This is a genomic window from Levilactobacillus spicheri DSM 15429 (assembly GCF_001435095.1).
Classification (GTDB): Bacteria; Bacillota; Bacilli; order Lactobacillales; family Lactobacillaceae; genus Levilactobacillus; species Levilactobacillus spicheri.
The window spans coordinates 200,806-220,966 of record NZ_AZFC01000035.1 but is presented as its reverse complement, the minus strand read 5'-3'; the positions used below and the strand labels follow the sequence as shown (position 1 = coordinate 220,966).

General features: G+C 50.1%; 15 protein-coding genes. 11 read left to right on the top strand and 4 right to left on the bottom strand.

Annotated features, from left to right (window positions below; genetic code table 11):
• Positions 1-55: 55 nt before the first annotated feature.
• The 3 genes from FD37_RS09895 (at position 56) to FD37_RS09885 (ending at position 5,296) form a co-directional block, all read left to right on the top strand.
• On the top strand, positions 56-1,465 hold the full coding sequence (locus tag FD37_RS09895) for an MFS transporter (RefSeq protein ID WP_056965045.1): 1,410 nt from the start codon (positions 56-58) through the stop codon (positions 1,463-1,465).
• A 28-nt stretch (positions 1,466-1,493) separates the two neighbouring features.
• Positions 1,494-3,452 (top strand): glycoside hydrolase family 127 protein, encoded by a 1,959-nt coding sequence (locus FD37_RS09890; protein WP_056965043.1) that lies wholly within the window; start codon positions 1,494-1,496, stop codon positions 3,450-3,452.
• Positions 3,453-3,595: 143 nt separating this feature from the next.
• Positions 3,596-5,296 (top strand): FAD-dependent oxidoreductase, encoded by a 1,701-nt coding sequence (locus FD37_RS09885; protein ID WP_056965041.1) that lies wholly within the window; start codon positions 3,596-3,598, stop codon positions 5,294-5,296.
• Between the two features lie 63 nt (positions 5,297-5,359).
• On the opposite strand, the gene FD37_RS09880 is transcribed toward FD37_RS09885, so the two are convergent.
• Together FD37_RS09880 and FD37_RS09875 are read right to left on the bottom strand one after the other, a co-directional pair.
• Positions 5,360-6,148: an acetoin reductase gene (locus tag FD37_RS09880; RefSeq protein ID WP_056965039.1), complete on the bottom strand. Its 789-nt coding sequence runs from the start codon at positions 6,146-6,148 to the stop codon at positions 5,360-5,362.
• Positions 6,149-6,461: 313 nt separating this feature from the next.
• Complete coding sequence (locus FD37_RS09875; RefSeq protein WP_056965038.1) at positions 6,462-7,250, bottom strand: acetoin reductase; 789 nt, start codon at positions 7,248-7,250, stop codon at positions 6,462-6,464.
• A gap of 261 nt (positions 7,251-7,511) precedes the next feature.
• Between FD37_RS09875 and recQ the strand changes: the two genes are divergently transcribed.
• From recQ to FD37_RS09835, 8 genes are all read left to right on the top strand, one after another.
• Positions 7,512-9,281, top strand: coding sequence for a DNA helicase RecQ (recQ, locus tag FD37_RS09870; RefSeq protein WP_056965036.1), 1,770 nt, complete (start codon positions 7,512-7,514; stop codon positions 9,279-9,281).
• A 374-nt stretch (positions 9,282-9,655) separates the two neighbouring features.
• Positions 9,656-11,107 (top strand): alpha-N-arabinofuranosidase, encoded by a 1,452-nt coding sequence (locus FD37_RS09865; RefSeq protein ID WP_056965034.1) that lies wholly within the window; start codon positions 9,656-9,658, stop codon positions 11,105-11,107.
• A 33-nt stretch (positions 11,108-11,140) separates the two neighbouring features.
• Entirely contained in the window at positions 11,141-12,247 is a 1,107-nt protein-coding gene (locus FD37_RS09860) for an ABC transporter ATP-binding protein (protein ID WP_045808167.1), read from the top strand.
• A gap of 22 nt (positions 12,248-12,269) precedes the next feature.
• A complete protein-coding gene (locus tag FD37_RS09855; RefSeq protein ID WP_056965031.1) occupies positions 12,270-13,538 on the top strand; it encodes an extracellular solute-binding protein in 1,269 nt (422 codons plus the stop codon).
• Between the two features lie 115 nt (positions 13,539-13,653).
• Complete coding sequence (locus tag FD37_RS09850) at positions 13,654-14,568, top strand: carbohydrate ABC transporter permease (RefSeq protein WP_045808169.1); 915 nt, start codon at positions 13,654-13,656, stop codon at positions 14,566-14,568.
• An 18-nt stretch (positions 14,569-14,586) separates the two neighbouring features.
• Entirely contained in the window at positions 14,587-15,411 is an 825-nt protein-coding gene (locus tag FD37_RS09845; RefSeq protein WP_056965029.1) for a carbohydrate ABC transporter permease, read from the top strand.
• A gap of 3 nt (positions 15,412-15,414) precedes the next feature.
• Positions 15,415-16,041: a hypothetical protein gene (locus FD37_RS09840; protein ID WP_045808171.1), complete on the top strand. Its 627-nt coding sequence runs from the start codon at positions 15,415-15,417 to the stop codon at positions 16,039-16,041.
• Between the two features lie 188 nt (positions 16,042-16,229).
• A complete protein-coding gene (locus tag FD37_RS09835) occupies positions 16,230-17,132 on the top strand; it encodes an ArsR/SmtB family transcription factor (protein WP_045808172.1) in 903 nt (300 codons plus the stop codon).
• A gap of 108 nt (positions 17,133-17,240) precedes the next feature.
• Here FD37_RS09835 and arfA read toward each other — a convergent pair whose 3' ends face one another.
• Both arfA and FD37_RS09825 read right to left on the bottom strand, forming a co-directional pair.
• The gene (gene arfA, locus FD37_RS09830) at positions 17,241-18,731 is read right to left on the bottom strand and encodes an arabinosylfuranosidase ArfA (protein ID WP_056965027.1); all 1,491 of its coding nucleotides are present in this window, start codon (positions 18,729-18,731) and stop codon (positions 17,241-17,243) included.
• Positions 18,732-18,827: 96 nt separating this feature from the next.
• Positions 18,828-20,120, bottom strand: coding sequence for an oligosaccharide MFS transporter (locus FD37_RS09825; protein ID WP_045808174.1), 1,293 nt, complete (start codon positions 20,118-20,120; stop codon positions 18,828-18,830).
• Between the last annotated feature and the right edge of the window lie 41 nt (positions 20,121-20,161).

Genomic DNA, 20,161 nt, shown 5'->3' with positions numbered 1-20,161 from the left:
GGAACATCATCTAAGTCTTTAGGTTACGAACAGCTGATGGATGGAGGGTTTTAAAATGAGTTCGAACAGTACTGATCAAAATGTTGCTGCCGCGCAGGCGATGCTGGCTAGCGATAAATTACCGTTTCATCGAAAATTAACGTATGGGTTCACTGATATGGCCGGGAATCTTCTGTATACCTTGATTGGGTCTTACATGTTGTATTTCTTTACCAACGTCTTCGGCCTGGATGTCGGGACCGCTGGGGCCTTGCTCTTATTGGGGCGATTTATCGATGCCTTGGGAGCACCCGTCATGGGGGTCTTGGTTGACCACACCCATAGTAAATACGGAAAGAACCGGCCATGGTTCCTATGGATGGCGCTACCATTTACGATTTCGGTCTGGTTACTCTTTACGACGCCAGCGTTGGGAAGCACGGCAAAGATCATCTATGCCGGCGCGATGTACATCATTGCCGAACTAACGTACACGGCGTTGTCGACGCCTATCACGTCCGTTTTACCGAACCTTTCGGCTAATTCGGACGAACGGACTTCTGCCAACTCAATTCGAATGGTTTTAGGAAACGTTGGGAACTTCTTTGCCGTGACGTTTGTGATGCCATTAGCATCGGCACTGGGCAATGGTAACGAGCGGCGTGGTTGGTCCTTGGCCGTTGGTCTGTATGCGGTCATTGCGTTTATCGTTTTGATGATTGCCTTCTTAGATATGCGGGAAAAGAATATCGGTGAAGAAAAAATCATTACGATTCGAGAAAGTGTGAAGGCCACTAAGAACAACTGGCCATGGGTCTTGATTGTCCTGGCGAACCTGCTCTTGTGGACGGCCTATTCCGCCCGAAATGCGGCTTTACCCTACTATTTCCAATACAATTTAGATAATAAGAGCCTGATTTCAATCTTTAACGGATTCTCCATCATTCAAATCTTGGGGATGGCGTCGGTACCGTTTGTCGTTAAATACTTACATAAGTGGGGGACCACGATTCTGATGTTGTCGTTGACCATGATTGGTCAGATTTGGATTGGATTCGCTGGGACGAACGTCACCTCGGCATTAGTTGGCTGGTGCCTCGCCTGCATCGGTTCTGGTTCAGCGATGACCATGTTCTTCTCGATGGTCGGTGACACGGTTGACTTTGGTGAATGGAAAAATGGCATTCGAGCCAACGGATTCTTAACCGCCATGGGGGCGTCGTTCTGTATCCAGATGGGGTCTGGGATTGGTTCCTTTATTGCTGCCAGAATTTTAGCGGCGTTTGGGTTTACGGCCGCTAAAGCCGTTCAGGCGGCTGAGAGTCTCACCGCCATTAGTTTCACGTTTATCTGGGTTCCCGTTATTATTTATGCATTAAGTGCGCTCTGTATGGTCTTCTACCGCAAGTGGGAAAAGCACGAGCCAGTGGTGACTGAAGAATTAGCAGAACGGCGAGCTCAAGAGGAAGCCGAGACCGTCAAGTAGTGAGTTAAATAAAAGGAGTGTTCATAAAATGCCTGAACTGAAAGTAAACCACGTTGAAATTACATCTGATTTTTGGAAACGTTACCGCGAATTAGTGGTTAAGGAAGTCCTTCCTTATCAATGGGAAGTTATGAACGATGAAGCCGGTATCGCCATTTCGGTTGATCCCCAGAATAACGGTCACGATAAGAGCAGCCACGCGGTTGCCAACTTAAAGATTGCGGCCGGACAACAAACGGGGCATCATTATGGGTTTCCATTTCAGGACACCGACGTCTACAAGTGGTTAGAAGCGGCGGCCTATTCCTTTGGGTACCAGCCGAACGCCGATTTACGAAAAATCACCGATAACCTGATCGACCTGATTGCGGATGCGCAGGAGGACGATGGGTACCTGTCGACTTACTTCCAAATCGATGCGCCCGAACGGAAGTTTAAACGCCTACAGCAGTCCCATGAACTGTATACCATGGGCCATTACATTGAAGCGGGGGTCGCTTATTATCAGGCAACGGGGAATCAAAAATCCCTCGATATTGCGACGCGAATGGCCGATTGTATCGACCGGAACTTCGGTCTAGGAGATGGTCAGATTCCAGGATTTGATGGGCACCCCGAAATCGAATTAGCGTTAGCCCGCTTATACGAAGTGACGCAAAACGAAAAGTATCTGGACTTGGCCCACTATTTCCTGAACCAGCGGGGCCAGGATCCGCACTTCTTTGATAAACAGCTGGCCGTTGACGGCGAATCGACTGACCGGGACATCATTCGGGGGATGCAAGAACCTGATTTGACCTACTTTTTGGCGGCAGAACCCATCAAGGACCAGAAAGTTCCCCAAGGCCACGCTGTGCGGGTCGTTTACCTGTGTACGGGAATGGCCTACGTTGCCCGCTATACGGGTGATAAGGACTTGCTAGCGGCCTGCCACCGCTTCTGGAATGACTTAGTTAAGCGGCAAATGTACATCACGGGAAATATTGGGTCAACAACCAGCGGCGAAGCCTTGACCTACGATTATGATCTGCCCAACGACACCATGTACGGGGAAACCTGTGCCTCGGTGGGGATGGCCTTCTTTGCCCGGCAAATGTTGAATTTGGATGCGAAGGGTGAGTATGCCGACGTTTTGGAAAAAGAACTCTTTAACGGGGCGTTAAGTGGGATGTCACTGGATGGCAAACACTTCTTCTACGTGAACCCACTGGAGGCCGATCCAACCGCTAGCAAACTGAATCCCGGGAAGTCACACGTCTTGACCCACCGGGCCGACTGGTTTGGCTGTGCCTGCTGTCCTGCTAATCTAGCCCGCTTGATTACGTCAGTCGATCAGTACCTGTATACGGTCAAGGAGCACACGATTCTTTCGCACCAATTTATTTCTAATCAAGCTAGTTTTGACAACGACGTGGCGATTACGCAGACGAATAATTTCCCCTGGAGTGGTGAGATTCACTATGCTGTGAAGGACCCAGACCAGGTGACCTTCAAACTGGGCCTGCGGATTCCGGCCTGGTCACCTAACTTTGGCTTGACCGTTAATGGCCAGCAGCAGACGGCAGACGTTGTAGACGGGTTTATCTACCTGAACGTGTCCGCTGATACCACGATTGAGCTGTCGCTCGACATGGCCGTGAAGTTTATGCGGGCCAATAATCGCGTCAGCGCAGACTTCGGTAAGGTCGCCATTCAACGGGGGCCCATTGTTTATGCGGCAGAAGCAGCGGATAATCCCGTGCCGTTGGCTGGCTACGAAGTGTCACCGAAGGATGCGACGACCTATCAGTTTGATGCGCACCTCTTAAATGGGGTCGGGAGTATTTCGATTGCGGCCCAACGCGCCGTCCCCGATGATCCGGATCAGCCGCTCTATTCAACGAGTGATGGGAACCGGCAACCGGCGGCGTTGAAACTGATTCCTTACTACGCCTGGGCCAACCGGGAGGAGGGACAAATGCGAGTTTGGTTGAACCGTGAGTTTTAAAGTTGCATGAATCAGCAAGAGCAGTCGATAATTTCGGCTGCTTTTTTGCTGATCGAATGGTCATGGTTGGCCTCACTAAGCGTTATCGGGTACACTAGGGGTATCTAGTAATCGGTTTCATAAATCAGAAGGAGTGGGTAACCGTGAGTAAAAAAATCGTGATAGTCGGTGGCGTCGCGGGCGGGGCTTCCGTGGCCGCACGAGCCCGGCGACTGGATGAACAGGCGCAGATTACCATGTATGAAAAAGGGCCGGATGTGGGGTTCTCCAACTGTTCGCTTCCCTACTATTTATCGCGAACGGTCCGGCAGGCGCAGCAACTGGTCATGATGACACCGGCGCAGTTTAAAGCGCAATACAATATCGAGGCCGTGGTCAACCACGAGGTCGTGCAGATCAACGCGGCGAACCAGACGGTGCAGGTCAAAAACTGTCAGACCGGCGACCTCACGACGGACCACTACGACGAGCTATTCTTGGCCCCCGGAACCGTGGCGAACCGGCCACAAGCCATCGATGGGGTTCAGGGAGAACAGGTTTTTACGTTGCGAAACGTGACGGACGTGGTGGCTTTAGATGACTACTTACACGACCACCAAGCAACCCACGTGGCGGTCATCGGTGGCGGCTTCATCGGTATCGAGACCGCCGAAAATTTGACCCACGCCGGGTACCGGGTCACGTTGATTGAGCAGCGGTCCCAAGTCCTGTCGACACTGGATGATGACTTGGTACAAATCGTGCATAAGCAGTTGCACGACCACCACGTCAACGTTCTCGTTAACCAACAGGTGACGGGGATATCGAAGTCGGCCGTGACCTTGGCTTCCGGTGAGACGATTCCAGCGACTGCGGTGGTCATGGCTGTGGGGGGCACACCCGACGTCCGCTTGGCACAGTTGGCGGGCATTCAGTTGGGGCAGACCGGTGGCATCCAGGTCAACCAGCATTACCAGACGAATTTACCGCATGTTTACGCAGTAGGGGATGCCATCGAGAGCCAGGATGCGTTGACCCATCAGGCCAAGCGATTAGGCTTGGCTTGGCCGGCACAAATGGAAGCCCGCCGTGCGGTCGACCACGTGTATGGCCGCCCAATCCGCAACCGGGGATTTTACGGGGCGCAGTGCTTGCCGGTCTTTGAGCTGAACGTGGCCTCGGTCGGGTACACGGAAGCCATGGGGCGGCAACAGGGCTGGTCCGTCCAGAGTGCGTTGGTGATTCCTACGGATAAGGTGGGCCTGATGCCGGGAGCTCATCCAATTTACCTTAAAGTTGTTTTTGATGCCGTAACGGGGGCCCTTTATGGTGCGCAAGCCGTGGGCAAAGGGGACGTCGACAAGCAGATCGATATCATTGCCACGGTGATGCAACAACACGGGACCGTTGAAGATTTAGGCGATTTGGAGTTATGTTATCAACCAATGTTTAGTACGACGAAGAATGCCGTTAACTTTGCGGGGCTGGTCGCCACGAACCTGCTAAACGGGGAGTATCGCCAGGTGCCCGTTACGACGGTCCGTGATCTGGTTTCTAAGAACGCCGATATCATTGACGTTCGGGAACCCGGCGAGTATGCCCGCGGACACATTACCACGGCACGCAATATTCCGATGAGTCAGTTCCGGCGCCGCTTAGCTGAGATTTCGCACGACCATCCCGTCTATCTGCACTGCGCAACGGCCAAACGAAGTTATAACGTGACGCGGGCGCTAGGCAACTTAGGCTACACCAATGTTTACAACGTTGCTGGTTCCTTTAATGCGCTGTGTGAATATGAGTATTTCCGGGATATCACCACGAATCGTGAACCCATTGTCACCGCATATGCCTTTGACTTATAAGAAAGAAAAAGTGCCACTGGCCATCCAATTGGATGCTCAGTGGCACTTTTACGACTGATGGTTCTAGATGAATTGAATCCCACCGTCGATTTGAACGGCTTGGCCGGTCATGTAATCAGACTTAGTGGATCCTAAGAAGGAGACGTAGTTGGCAACGTCTTCTGGGGTTTCAACGCGGCCCAGAGTGATGGATTCGGAATACTTCTTCAGGTATTCACCCTTGGTACCGCCAAGTTGCTTGACCATTTCTTCGTCGATCAGGCTCCACATACTGGTCCCAACGATGCCAGGGCAGTAGGCGTTGACCGTGATGTGTTTCTTGCCCAGTTCCTTAGCAGCAGCCTGGGTCAAACCACGCACCGCAAACTTGGTGGCTGAGTAAGCCCCTAACAGGTCAAAGGCGATGTGGCCGGCGATACTGGAGGCGTTGATGATCTTGCGAATCTTGTCGCCATCGTCTTGTTTTTCGAATTGGGCGGTAGCGGCCTGGATCCCGTAAAGGTCACCGAAGACGTTCACACTAAAGATCTTTTGCATGTCTTCGGGGGTTTCGTCTTGCAGCAGCTTGATTTGGGCGATTCCGGCATTGTTGACGTAGGTGTCTAAGCGGCCAAAGTTGTCGACAGCTGCCTGAACGAAAGCCTTATGAGCGGCAGGTTCGGAAACATCGCCCGCAACACTGACAGCATGGTACCCCTTGTCGTTTAATTCTTGGGCAGTTGCAGCGGCGGTGGTGCCATCGTAATCGGCGATGACCAAGCTGTAACCATCTGAAGCTAATTGCTCAGCAATTCCTTTACCGATACCTCGACCTGATCCCGTAACAACTGCGACACGTGCTTCTTCACTCATTGATAAATACCCCTTCCGTACGACTTCATTATTTTTTGATGTTTTCAGTATACCGATAGTTCGGTTGAATTTGCAAGAAAATTCACAATTAAATTTTTGATGAACGGCTAATTTTTATGAAAATTAATAAAATAAAAGGGGAGTACCACGGCGTTTTGCGTCACTTCGCAAGTAAAATAAAAAAATTAGATGGATGCGATTAATTTGTCATTCGATTAATTGTGAATTTTAAATTATGTTAACCACCCAAAAAGGCCCCCGATAAGCCTACCGGGGGTCATGAGGTTTCAAGTGACGATACTGGTTTAAACAGTTAAATAAATTGAATCCCACCGTCGATTTGAACGGCTTGACCGGTCATGTAGTCGGAGTCGTGGGACCCTAAGTAGGAGACGTAGTTGGCCACGTCTTCTGGGGTTTCGACCCGGCCCAGGGTGATGGATTCGGAGTACTTCTTCAGGTATTCACCCTTGGTACCACCCAGTTGCTTGACCATTTCTTCGTCAATTAGGCTCCACATACTGGTTCCAACGATACCGGGGCAGTAGGCGTTGACGGTAATGTGCTTCTTGCCCAGTTCCTTGGCGGCGGCTTGAGTCAGCCCCCGAACGGCAAACTTAGTCGCGGAGTAGGCGCCTAACAGGTCGAAGGCGATGTGGCCGGCGATACTGGAGGCGTTGATGATCTTGCGAATCTTGTCGCCATCGTCTTGCTTTTTGAATTGGGCGGTGGCGGCTTGAATCCCGTACAGGTCACCGAAGACGTTGATGCCGAAGATCTTTTGCATGTCTTCCGGCGTTTCGTCTTGCAGCAGCTTGATTTGGGCGATTCCGGCGTTGTTCACGTAAGTATCGAGTCGGCCGAAGTTATCGACCGCGGTCTTCACGAAGGTCTTGTGGGCTTCGGGGTCGGAAACGTCGCCCACGGCACTAACCGCGTCAAATCCCTTACTCTTGAGCTCTTCGGCAGTCTCGGCAGCGGTCTTTGCGTCAAAGTCGGCGATGACCAGGCTGTATCCGTCCTTCGCTAACCGTTCGGCGATTCCTTTCCCAATGCCTCGGCCAGAACCGGTTACGACAGCAACTCGTTTTTCTTCACTCATACAAGTAAGCTCCCTTCACAAACCTAAGTAACCAACAACACCCTCAGTATGCCGAATGAACGGTGATTTTGCAAGCGTTTACAATGTTAATTTCCATAGTCGCTGAAAGGTTGGTCAGCTGGTTGATTTTTGAAAAAGACGTGCTTAGCACGCAAAATTTGCTGACGCAACTTTTGCGCGGGGAGTGGGTGTTCGGTTGTACTCCCGGAACAATGCCGGTAAAATAGAGGCATTAAGCTTAAGAAGAAGGAGCCAAGCGGAATGGATTTAACGGCGGCACAACAAGTTTTAAAAACGACCTTCGGGTACGACGACTTTCGGCCCGGTCAGCGTTCGGTCATCGAACACGTGCTGTCCGGCGACAACACGTTGGCCATCATGCCGACCGGTGGGGGGAAGTCCCTGTGTTACCAGATTCCGGCGTTGTTGTTTGATGGCATCACGGTCGTGGTCTCCCCACTGATCTCTCTAATGAAGGATCAGGTGGACGCCCTCAACGACAGCGGAATCCCCGCTACCTACATTAATAGTAGCCTGGAGTGGCCCGAGATTCAGGACCGGCTAGCGGCGCTGCACCAGGGGGTCTACAAACTCCTGTACGTGGCCCCGGAACGGTTGGACTCGGAGGCCTTTGTCCACGCCCTGGGCCAGCTGCCGATCGATCTGCTGGCCGTCGACGAAGCGCACTGTATCTCGCAATGGGGCCACGACTTTCGACCGAGCTATCTCGAACTGAGCACGGCCATCGAGCAGTTGCCGACTCATCCCCGAGTCTTAGCCCTGACGGCCACCGCGACCCAACAGGTGGCGCGTGACATCCGTGACCGGCTCCAGATTCCCGCCGATGACGAGGTCAATACCGGGTTTGCCCGGGATAACCTTAATCTGACGGTGGTGAAGGATCAGGATACCGACCGATACGTGTTGGACTACCTAAAGGTCAACGCGGAAGCGGCGGGCATCATTTATGCTAGCACGCGCAAGGAAGTCAACCGGCTGACGGAGCTGCTGACCAAGCACCACATTAACGCCGCCCCGTACCACGCCGGGCTTCCGGACGAGCAGCGGCGCCAGAATCAAGAGGACTTTCTGTATGACCGGGTACAGGTGATGGTCGCGACCAACGCGTTTGGGATGGGCATCGATAAGAGCAACGTGCGGTTCGTGATCCACGCCCAGGTGCCGGGGACCCTCGAGGCCTACTACCAGGAGGCGGGGCGGGCCGGCCGGGATGGCTTGCCCAGTGAGGCCATCCTGCTTTACCGGTCCCAGGACCTGCAGATTCAGCACTTCTTTATCGACCAATCGGAGATGGACGAGGCCCATAAGCAACACGCTTATCAGAAATTGCAGGTGATGAACCAATACGCCAATACGCAGGGCTGTCTTCAGCAGTTTATCCTGAACTACTTTGGCGAGCAGTCGGAGCCGTGTGGCCGGTGCAGCAATTGTCGGGATGACCGGGAGGCCCAGGACGTCACGACCGACGTTCAAAAGGTCTTGTCGTGCGTGGTCCGGCTGCGGGCCCGCTACGGCAAGGGCATCGTGGCCCAGGTCCTGACCGGGGCCCACAATAAACGGGTCCTTGACCAGCAGCTCGACCAGTTGCCGACCTACGGCATCATGCGCAACCAACGGCAAAAGAGCGTTGGCGAGTTGATCGACTTCTTGACGGCCGCGGGGTATCTGCAAAGCGTGGGCGGCCAGTACCCCACGTTGCAGGTGACGGCGCTGGGCGTCACGGTGCTCAAGGGCGAGCAGCAGGTCTTTCGGAAGATGGCGCGCCAGGCCCAGCGGCTGGCGCCCGAGGACGACGAACTCTTTGGCCAGTTGCGGGAACTCCGCCACCAATTGGCCGAGGAGCAGCACGTGCCACCCTTTGTCATCTTCAACGACCGGACGCTGCACGACATGTGCGCCGTCCAACCCACGACTCCCGCGAGCTTCCTCGAGGTCCGCGGAGTGGGGCAGAGTAAGTTGGATAAGTATGGTGAGGCATTTATGAACATTATTCAACAAAGCAAAGAATAAAGTACGGATAACGTAAAACGATAAACTTTAAATAAGGCCCGACAGAAAGGTATCAATTCTGTCGGGCCTTATTTAAAGTAACTGTATACTTGCATAAGATATAATTCACAATCGCTGATGATAGGAAACGTATTGGTTGAATTGATTTGTTCCGACACTTTTTTATTTGGAAAATTCATCTGGACGAAAATCCAACTTGTTCGTAACGTTTATATTGATTTAGGGGGTAAAAACGGCATTTTTACGGATTAAACCACCTGTTTTATGTTTATATACGGATAAAAAAGGTCAAAAAGTAACCAAAAGGCTATTGACGAATGTCAATGTAAGCGCTATCTTTAATATTGTTAAGTAACCTACTAAGGAGGAACAACATGAAAATCAATCTTAGTACTGATTTGGAATCACCTGTAAAATTGAGTAAATATTTGCAGGGCCAGTTCTCTGAACATCTTGGTCGGGGAATCTATGGTGGACTCTGGGTTGGCAAAGATAGCGAAATTCCGAACGTCAACGGATTACGTTCAGATGTGATTGATGCCCTTAAGAAAATTCATGTTCCTGTCCTACGCTGGCCTGGCGGCTGTTTCGCTGATGAATATCATTGGCGTGATGGTATTGGCGATCCTGCTAAGCGTCGAAAGATCGTTAATAACAACTGGGGCGGTACGACCGAGGACAATTCATTTGGAACTCATGAATTCTTTGAGCTCTGTCGACAACTCGGAAGTGAAGCCTACATAAATTGTAACGTTGGTAGCGGAACTGTTCAGGAAATGGCCGACTGGGTCGAGTACATGACTGCTTCCGGAGACTCCACGATGGCTAACCTGAGAGCAGCCAATGGACATCCGGAACCTTGGGACGTTAAGTTCTTGGGAATCGGCAATGAGACCTGGGGTGGCGGCGGTAACATGCGTCCCGAATATTACGCGGATGTTTACCGTCAGTATCAAACCTTTGTCCGTCAGTACGGTAAAGAGCCTCTCTATAAAATTGCTTGTGGTCCCAACATCGATGACTTTAACTGGACCAGTGTTGTGATGCAAAGTGCCGGTCCTTACATGGATGGCTTGAGTTTACACCATTATGCTTTGACCGATTTGTGGGAGCACAAGGGTGATGCCGTTGACTTCACGGATGATGAGTGGCGGTCATTACTGAACAGTGCCAAGAAGATGGATTACTTCATTCACGAGCACGCCTTACGGATGGACCGTTACGATCCAGAACACCGAGTAGACCTGATCGTTGATGAATGGGGTTCTTGGTTGAAGGAACAAGCCGGAACGAACCCAGCATTCCTGTACCAGCAAAACACCTTGCGGGACGCGATGGTGGCAGCCACCACGTTAAACATCTTTAATAAGCACGCCGAACGGGTCCACATGGCGAACATTGCTCAGATGGTCAACGTCTTACAATCAATGGTCTTAACTGATGGTAGCAAGATGTTGTTGACACCAACTTACTTCGTCTTTCTCATGTACCAGTTCCATCAAGATGCTAATCGTTTGGCGGCGTACTGCAGTCAGGGAAGCGACCTTTCTTACACGGTCTCCGAAAAAGATGGGGAATACATTCTTTCCTTCTGTAACGCCAGCTTAACGGCTGATGAACCCGTTGAGATTACCTTACCAACGGCTGTGGGCAAGGCAACGTATGCCAAGATTCTTCACGAGGATCAAGCCAATGCGCACAATACCTTTGATGATCCGGAACGGGTTCAATTGAAAGACTTCACCCAAGCACAGGCGGAAGGCCCAGCGGTGCGGTTGCAAGTTCCAAAGATGAGTGTTGTTACGTTGAAGTTTGAGAAGAAGTAAGCTTCAGAAAAAATTGCGAAAAGGTGGTCAGACATGTCAAGTGTATCGCTAGAACACATTTATAAACAATACGACGGTAGTGATGAATATAGTGTGACCGACTTCAACTTGGAAGTTAAGGATAAGGAATTTATCGTCTTCGTTGGTCCTTCCGGATGTGGGAAGTCTACGACGTTACGGATGATTTCCGGGTTGGAAGAAATCACTAAAGGAACCCTGAAGATCAACGGTGAGGTTGCAAACAATAAAGCCCCTAAGGATCGGGACATTGCGATGGTTTTCCAAAACTACGCCCTGTACCCGCATATGACCGTGTACCAAAACATGGCTTTTGGGTTGAAGATGCGGAAGTATGATAAGGACGAGATCGACAAACGGGTGAAGCACGCCGCTAAGATCTTAGGCCTGACCGAATTCTTGCCTAAGCGGCCCAGTGCTTTATCTGGTGGGCAACGGCAACGGGTTGCGTTAGGACGGGCGATTGTCCGGGATGCACCAATCTTCTTGATGGATGAACCGTTATCTAACTTGGATGCCAAGTTGCGGGTTTCCATGCGGACCGAAATTGCACGGTTGCACCGTTCCCTGGACACCACGACCATCTACGTCACGCATGACCAAACGGAAGCCATGACCATGGCTGACCGAATCGTGGTCATGAAAGATGGTGAGGTTCAACAGATTGGGACGCCAGCCGAGGTTTATGATAAGCCAGCGAACGTCTTCGTCGGTGGATTCATCGGTGCACCGCCAATGAACTTCTTTACGTTGGACTTTGACGGGAAGTATCTCACGGATGCGGACAACGGCATCAGTTTACTGCTGAAGCCGGAGCAGGCCACGAAGCTTGATGAGGCAGGCTACGATGGCAAGCAAATCATTCTGGGAATTCGTCCAGAAAACATCCATGTGGATGAAGCCTTTGTTCAGGCACATCCCGATACGGTTTTAGATGGTGAAATTGTGGTTTCTGAATTATTAGGGAACGAATCACAACTTTACTGCAAGGTTAAGAACCACAGTTATATTGCGAAGGTCAATGCCCGCGATCATGAGGCCCCGGGCACTAAAAAAACAGCTAGTCTAGATTTAGATACAGTGCATTTCTTTGATCCAACAACTGAATTAGTCCTTAAATAAATCGAAGGGGAGAAACAACATTATGAATAAACATAGTTGGAAAAAGTTATCCGTTTTAGCTTTGACAGGATTGGCAGCGCTTTCTCTTGCCGCATGTGGCAGTAAGAGTGCTAGCAGCAGTTCCTCAAAGACGACGACCATTACTTTCTGGAATGGGTTCACGGCGTCCGATGGGACGAACCTGAAGAAAATCGTTGCGGAATACAACAAAACCAACAAGGATCACGTTAAGGTCAAGATGGACCAGATGAGCTGGGACAACTTCAACGAAAAGTTGCCAACGGCGATTACGGCCAAGAAAGCACCTGACTTTGTCGCAATGAACTATGGTGATATGGCTGGCTACGTACATAACGGAACCATGAAGGACATGTCCGACTTCTACAACTACAAGGGTGTCGACAAGTCGAACTTCCAACAATCAGCCATCAACATGGGGAAGATTAAAGGGAAAGATTACTTTATCCCAATGCAAGTTCAAGGGAACTACCTCTACTGGAACAAGGACCTCTTCAAGAAGGCCGGCATTGATCCAAACACTAAGATTCAAACCATGGATCAATACATGAAGATTGCTAAGAAGATTAAGGCCCTCGGGAACGGTGTTCAAGGGACTTACTGGTCCGACTTTGCGCAATGGTCACTGGTTTACGGTGGGTCAATCTTGAACAAGGCTGAAACCAAGTCCACCATTAACAGTGCTGCTAACCGGAAGGTCTTGAACCAATTCCGTCAGATGATGTACGTTGATAAGTTGGGGAACCCAAGTACCCAAGGGGTTGCCGTTGATAACTTAATGTTCGCCGGCAAGTTAGGCCTCGAAGTCAGTGGTCCATGGCTGAACGAAGGGATGATCAAGAACCACATCAACTACGGTGTAACGCAATTCCCATCCTTGACGAAGAACGGCAAGAAGCAAGCTTGGTTAGCCGGTGTTGGGTTCGGTATTCCAACGAGTACTGATGACAGCAAGACGAAGGCTATTTACTCCTTTGTTAAGTACTGGAACACTAAGAAGACCAGCAAGAAGTGGAGTCAAGAAAACAAATGTGCTCCATACCTGAAGGACGTTGCGGCTGATAAGCAGATCAAGAATGACCCAGTCATTTCTGAATTAGCTAAGCAAACTAGCTACTCCAAGGTTATGTGGCCTGGTAACGTGCATGCTTCCGATATTACTACGAACGTCATTACGCCAATGTGCAACAAGGTTGTGACCGGTAGTGATGTGAACACGCAATTGAAGTTAGCCGATCAGAAGATTAACAAGATTCTGAAGGGTGACAATTAGACTTACTGAGATTTAAGTCTAGCTAGTTGAATTGACCAATTTTATACACTGATGCCGTTACCTGGTTATCAGTGTATAAAATTATACCGAACTATTTTGGAGGGAAGTCATTACTATGGAAAATACATCCAGATGGTCCCGGATTAAATCGTATTGGAATCGCCCTAATCATGTTGCGTACATTTTCATCTTACCTTCATTGATTGCGTTGCTTCTGTTCGCGTTTATCCCGGTCGTCATCGGTCTAGGGATGAGTTTCTTCAACGTTAATATTTTCTTTAATGGAACGAAATTCGTTGGCCTACAAAACTTCGTCCGTTTCTTATCGGACTCTCGGGCCATTAACTCGATCTGGCACACCGTTTACTTCACGGTCTTGGAAACGCCAGTTCAAGTGTTGGTGGGGGTTCTCTGTGCGGCTGCATTGTCCCGGAACACGCGGTTCAACCGCTTTTGCCGGTCGACCTTCTACATTCCCGTTGTCTGCTCACTGACCGCGATTGGGTTGGTTTTCAACATGTTACTCGACCCCAACATTGGTTGGTTCCCGCACTTGTTAACGCGGATTGGTATGACGGCACCGGACTTCTTTGGTAACGCCCACTGGGCCATGCCGACGATTGCCTTCCTGACTGTATGGAAGAGCTTCGGGGTCACGATGATCATTATGCTGACGGCGGTCCAAGCAATTTCGCCAAGTTTGTATGAATCTGCTGAAATGGACGGTGCCAGTCGGGCACAACAGTTCTTCCACGTCACGATTCCACAATGTATCCCAGCCTTAGGATTCTGTGTTTTGACGAACCTGACTGGATCCATGCAAGTCTTTGACCAAATCTTCGTTACGACCGGTGGTGGTCCTAACTTTAAGACCGAATCGACGGTTCAGTACATTTATAACCGTGGGTTCGCGGCACCTTACGAATTAGGGTACGCCTCGACCGTTGCGACGGTTCTGTTCATTATCATTGCTATCTTAGCGGTTGGTTCTAACTTATACATGAGCCATAAAGAACAACAAATGCGGTAGGAAGGAGGACAATAAATTATGAAACGAACGAATAAGCACTCAGTTTTATCAGATATTCTTTTGATTATCGTCTTAATTTCGGTTGTCTTCCCATTCCTATGGGTTCTGTTAAGTTCCTTTAAGAACGAGGCGGATATTATCAACTACCCACCGAAATTGTTTGCGAGTCACTATACGTTTAGTAACTACACGGACATTTGGAAGACCATTCCTATGACGCGTTACATCATCAACACGGTGATTTACGCGGTGGGGGTTTGTGCCATCTCCGTTACGTTTGACTCCTTTACGGGGTATGCACTTGCTCGGATGCGGTTCCGTGGTCGGACGTTCTTCTACTACGTCATCATGGTCACGATGTTTATCCCATTTGCCATTACGATGATCCCATTATTCATGGAATTAAGTAAGTTTGGGATGATCAACACCTACGCAGGGCTCATTATTCCACACGCGACAACGGCCTTCGGGATTTTCATGATGCGGTCATTCTTCGTGGGATTACCAGAAGACCTAGCGGAAGCCGCCCGTTTGGATGGGTTAAACGAATTCCAGATCTACTTCAGAATCATGTTACCGTTGGCGAAGCCACAACTGATTACGTTGACGATCTTTAGCCTGATGGGTAGTTGGAACGACTTGCTCTACCCGATGTTAATGACGACTGACCAAAGCATGCGGACTTTGGCAGCTGGGTTAGCCTTAATCGGTGGGCAACACATTACGTACTACGGGCCAGTGATGGCCGGAACCATTATTTCGATGCTGCCACTGTTTGTCATTTACATGTTCGCCCAGAAGTACTTTATTCAAGGGTCGGCCATGTCAGGAATGAAGGAATAGCTTATGATGAAGTATTCAGACGGTCCCATTGCAACGTCCCTCGGTGTCTTGTGGGATTATGTCGTTTTGACGGCGATGCTGATCATTATCAGCCTGCCCATCGTCACGATTGGGTGTACCTTCCATGCCACGTTACGCGTGATCAATAAGTTTCGCGTGACGGGACACAGTGAAAATGTGAGTCCGATGTTCTTTCGATATTTGCGAGAACAGTGGCTCTGGTACACGGTGACCTTTGTAGTGGGAGTGATGTCCGTATCGACAAGCTTGATTAACTTAAAAAACCTGGCCTCTACTAGCCTGGTGAACGTTGTTCTGGGCAGTCTGATGCTGATTCTTGCCATTCTAGTAGCCGGCATTTGGTTCTGTATTCAGGTCATTGGCGTGTACGAACATACCAAACCAGTTGAAAGTTTAAAAACAGCCTTAGTCTTCTTTGTTCTAAACCTCCCTAAGAATTTGGGGATGTTAATCCTCACGGTTGGTCTGTGCTATGTTTTGGCGGTCTTCCCCCTCAGCTTTCCAGTTGACTTAATCCTACTAGATTTTGTTTGGAAACGTTATCTGGGATCTGCCCGGCCGTACATTCAGCACGCTAGACAGGTGATCACGCAATCAATAGATAATTAGTCGATAGCGTGAAATAATGGTATTATAAGTTTACGCATGGAAGATTTTGGAAATAGGTAAAAGCCAAAAACAAAACTAGGTGATTTATTTTCGGTATTTATCGGGAGTGAAGAACCTAGTTTTATTGGCCTTCAATTGGAAGGGCTACCAATGAGCCGTGAAAAAATGATGGTAAGGGGATTTTTGCAATGGACGTAGATATATCTGAGAAATCAATTCCAGTCTTTACAGCACTCGATAGTCCAGTGCGACTGAAAATCATTAATTTATTGTCGAAGAATAAAATGAATGTGAAGGAAATTTCGCAAGCACTGGACCTGAGTAGCACGATTACGATCATGCATTTAAATAAGCTGGAAGCGGCGAATATTATTCGGACGGAAAAGCAAGGCACTCGGCGAATTTCGAGCTTACAGGTGGATAACATCAACGTAAGTTTCCCTAAACAACTGTATGTCCCGTATGATTCCAAGGATATTGAGGTGCCCGTTGGTCAGTATACCGATTACGACGTGACCCCGTCTTGTGGACTTGCCGGACAACACGGTTTTATTGGGAAGGTGGACGATCCGAAGTATTTTATGACACCAGAACGGGATAAAGCGGGGATGGTGTGGTTCTCAAAGGGGTACGTGGAGTATCAGATTCCGAATTACATTGAGGATAATCAAAACATTGAGATGATTGAGATTTCCTTGGAGTTAGGATCCGAATTCCCGTTCTCCAATAACAATTGGAAATCGGATCTGTTTCTGACCCTAAATGGTAAGGAAATCGGCGCCTGGGAGAGTCCCGGAGACTTCTCCGATACCCGGGGACGGTTAACCCCCAGCTGGGTTTACGATGATATGAACCAATATGGTATCTTGAAGCTCTTTCGGGTCTCAAGACACGGTTCCTTCATTGATGGTCACTACGCAAGCGACACGCTCATCTCCGACTTAGATTTGTCGGGGGACTCATGGACGTTGCGGATTGGGGTCAAGCCTAATGCGAACTACGTGGGAGGCTGTACGATTTACGGGCGCCAATTTGGGAACCATGATCAGGGAATCAAGTGTAAAATCTACTATAGTAATGATGGCGACTAAGCCAAATGAAAGGACCTGGGATAAAAATCTCAGGTCCTTTTTGGTGCGCTCTCTTTTCGAGTGACATAGAAAAAGCGCTCCGGGTGCCCGAAGCGCTTAGATGACGACTTAGTCAGCGACTTTAATACGGAACATGTTCCATGAAAGGGGCTCAAGGGTGGTGGTTAACGTCCCTTGGTCCAAGGATACATGGTCATTTGGTTGAATCTGCATGCGTTGATCTTCGTTGGTCTGCTTGATGTCGTAGCCGTAGAATTGGGTGGCCTCAATCAGATCGGTGGTGGTTAAGCTAGTGAGAGTCGTGGTGAAGTCCATGGCCTCCTCGCCTTTGTTCTCGGCGAAGATGACTACCTCATGGGTATCGGGGTTGTAGACGGCCATACTGTCGAGGTAAGGGACGTCCTTGAAGTCCTTGCTGTCGTAGGTAGCGGATTCCTGCTTAGGCTGTAAGGCGATGCCGCGACCGTACTTGGAGACCTGCATGAACGGGAAGAAGATGGATTGGAGCCAGATTCCCTGGTCATCCGTCATGATTGGGGCAATCACGTTGACCAATTGCGCGAGACAAGCAATCTTGACCCGGTCACTGTGCTTGAGCAGGGTGATCAGCATGGTCCCGACCATCAAGGCGTCTTCGAAGTTGTAGTGGTCTTCCAGCAAGTGCGGGGCGTTCTGCCACGGCGCCGTCTCGTCGTCTTGCTTGTGGGAGTGGTACCAGACGTTCCATTCGTCTAGGGCCAGGTTGAGCGTCTTATCGCTGTGTTTGCGGGCCTTAACGGCGTCGCAGACGGCCACGATGCCGCTGATGAACTCGTCAAAGTCAATCGACTTGGCCAAGAAGTTGTGCAGGTCGTTCTCCTCGTTGTCGTAGTACCGGTGTAACGAGAGGTAGTCGACGTCATCGTAGGTGTGGTCGAGGACGGTTTCTTCCCAGCTGCCAAAGGTGGCCATTTCCCGGGTGGAACTGCCGCTGACGACCAGGTCGATGTCGGGATCGACGAGGCGCATGACCTTGGCAGTTTCGTGGGCTAACCGACCGTATTCTTCGGCCGTCTTATGACCGATCTGCCAGTCGCCGTCCATTTCGTTGCCCAGGCACCAGGTCTTGATGTTGAAGGGCTGCTCGGCCCCGTTCTTCTTCCGCAGGTCGCTCCAGTAGGTGCCCCCCGGGAAGTTGCAGTATTCAATGAGGTTCCGGGCGGCATCGATGCCGCGGCTCCCCAGGTTGACGGCCATGTCGGGTCGGGTTCCGGTCTGTTGGGTCCACTTCATGAACTCGTGGAGGCCGAATTGGTTGGTCTCGATGCTGCGCCAAGCCAGGTCAAGCCGCGTGGGACGTTGGTCCTTGGGGCCGATACTGTCCTCCCAGTTGAAGCCGGAGACGAAGTTCCCACCGGGGTAACGAACGAGGTCAATGTTCAGGTCCTTGATTGCCTTGACCACGTCTTGGCGAAAGCCGTTCTCATCGGATTTAGCATTGTCCGGATCGTAAAGACCGTCATAAACGGCACGACCGAGGTGTTCAATAAGGGAGCTGTAGAGTCGATCGTCAACCTTAGCGATTTGGTTACTAGGGTCAATGGTTAATTTTCCTTGCATGTGATAACCTCCATGTTGATTTTAGATAGAAAAATGGGGGAACCATTAGGATTGGTTCCCCCATTCGTGAGTCATTAACGACCTAATGAAGCGTTATTAATCACGGGTATTCGTGGTTGATGAATCAGTTGCTGTCGCTGCTTGGGCATCAGGTGCTTCCACTTCACCGGCTTGGACAGGGTCTTCCTTCTTCAGGAAGAAGACGGCAAACAGGGTGATGAAGAAGACGACGATTCCCATGATGATGTAAGTGTGTTGGTAACCAATCACATCGTACATCTTCCCGGCAACGGACGAGAAGATAAAGACGGAAATCTGCTTAGCGAAGTTCGAAGCGAGGGCGTAAACCGTCGCGTACAGACGAATATCGAAGGCCCCGGCGATGTACTTCATGATGGAAGTCAACAGCAGTGGCATTTCGAGTCCGGCTAACAGACGGAAGCCGACAACCCAGATCCAGTTAGGGGACAAAGCAGACCCTAAGATCCGGATGCAGGTGATGAACCCATAAATCAGTAACCCGTTCCGTGAACCAATCTTGTTGATGATCCATGGCATTGGGAACATCAGGCAGAATTCGATAGCGGTTTGAGCGGAACTCATGTAACTGTAAACCAACGTCCCTTGGGCAGCCGTGTCGAAGAACGTCTTGAAGAAGATGATGAATTGTTGGTCAAACACGTCGAACAGTGCGGAAGCACCCATGTAGAAGATGGCCAAAACCCATAAGTTCTTGATCTTGAACACGGACATCACAGTCTTCATGTCCAGGGAGTTGGACGTGTCACCGGCAGCGGCGGCGTTGTCCAGGTCAACCTTATCACTGAAGATCAATAAACCAGTTAAGATAATGGCAGCAATCGTGCAAGCCCAGAAAATGGAATTTGGCTTCCAGAGGAAGATCCGGCCGGCAACTAAGGATGCGACAACCCCGGCAACGGAACCACCAACCCGAGAGTGGGCGTATTCGAAGCCGTTCGCCAGACTGGCCCGTTGAACGTATTGTTCAATAACGGAAACCCCACCGTTTAAGATGAAACTCAGGAAAGTCCCAGTGACGATGGCAACCAGAAAGGCGTTTACGTGTAAGATTGGCATGAAGACCCACTGGAAGTACGGGCCGATGAAGATGCCGACAATGGCAATGGTTAAAATCAGGGTCTTCTTGAACAGTAACTTATCGGAAACCACCCCGAAGATGGGTTGGAAGATCAAGGAAATCCCGGCCATCATGGAGAAGACAGCCCCGGATTCGGTTCCGTTCAGGTGAGCAACTTGCTCCATCCAAAGCGTCAGATAACCGTTAACGACCGCCCAGATAAAGAAGTAACTAAAGTGGGTGACGGGGAAACCCCAGAAGTGCTTTGACTCCGTTTTTGCAGTATTCAATTCTAATCTCTCCTATCATGCAATATGATATTTCGACTTGC

What these genes read in the sequence shown, in the direction of transcription:
- FD37_RS09895 (WP_056965045.1), top strand. Translation starts at nt 56, where the DNA reads ATGAGTTCGAACAGTACTGATCAAAATGTTGCTGCCGCGCAGGCGATG.
- FD37_RS09890 (WP_056965043.1), top strand. Translation starts at nt 1,494, where the DNA reads ATGCCTGAACTGAAAGTAAACCACGTTGAAATTACATCTGATTTTTGG.
- FD37_RS09880 (WP_056965039.1), bottom strand. Translation starts at nt 6,148, where the DNA reads ATGAGTGAAGAAGCACGTGTCGCAGTTGTTACGGGATCAGGTCGAGGT.
- FD37_RS09875 (WP_056965038.1), bottom strand. Translation starts at nt 7,250, where the DNA reads ATGAGTGAAGAAAAACGAGTTGCTGTCGTAACCGGTTCTGGCCGAGGC.
- recQ (WP_056965036.1), top strand. Translation starts at nt 7,512, where the DNA reads ATGGATTTAACGGCGGCACAACAAGTTTTAAAAACGACCTTCGGGTAC.
- FD37_RS09865 (WP_056965034.1), top strand. Translation starts at nt 9,656, where the DNA reads ATGAAAATCAATCTTAGTACTGATTTGGAATCACCTGTAAAATTGAGT.
- FD37_RS09860 (WP_045808167.1), top strand. Translation starts at nt 11,141, where the DNA reads ATGTCAAGTGTATCGCTAGAACACATTTATAAACAATACGACGGTAGT.
- FD37_RS09855 (WP_056965031.1), top strand. Translation starts at nt 12,270, where the DNA reads ATGAATAAACATAGTTGGAAAAAGTTATCCGTTTTAGCTTTGACAGGA.
- FD37_RS09850 (WP_045808169.1), top strand. Translation starts at nt 13,654, where the DNA reads ATGGAAAATACATCCAGATGGTCCCGGATTAAATCGTATTGGAATCGC.
- FD37_RS09845 (WP_056965029.1), top strand. Translation starts at nt 14,587, where the DNA reads ATGAAACGAACGAATAAGCACTCAGTTTTATCAGATATTCTTTTGATT.
- FD37_RS09840 (WP_045808171.1), top strand. Translation starts at nt 15,415, where the DNA reads ATGATGAAGTATTCAGACGGTCCCATTGCAACGTCCCTCGGTGTCTTG.
- FD37_RS09835 (WP_045808172.1), top strand. Translation starts at nt 16,230, where the DNA reads ATGGACGTAGATATATCTGAGAAATCAATTCCAGTCTTTACAGCACTC.
- arfA (WP_056965027.1), bottom strand. Translation starts at nt 18,731, where the DNA reads ATGCAAGGAAAATTAACCATTGACCCTAGTAACCAAATCGCTAAGGTT.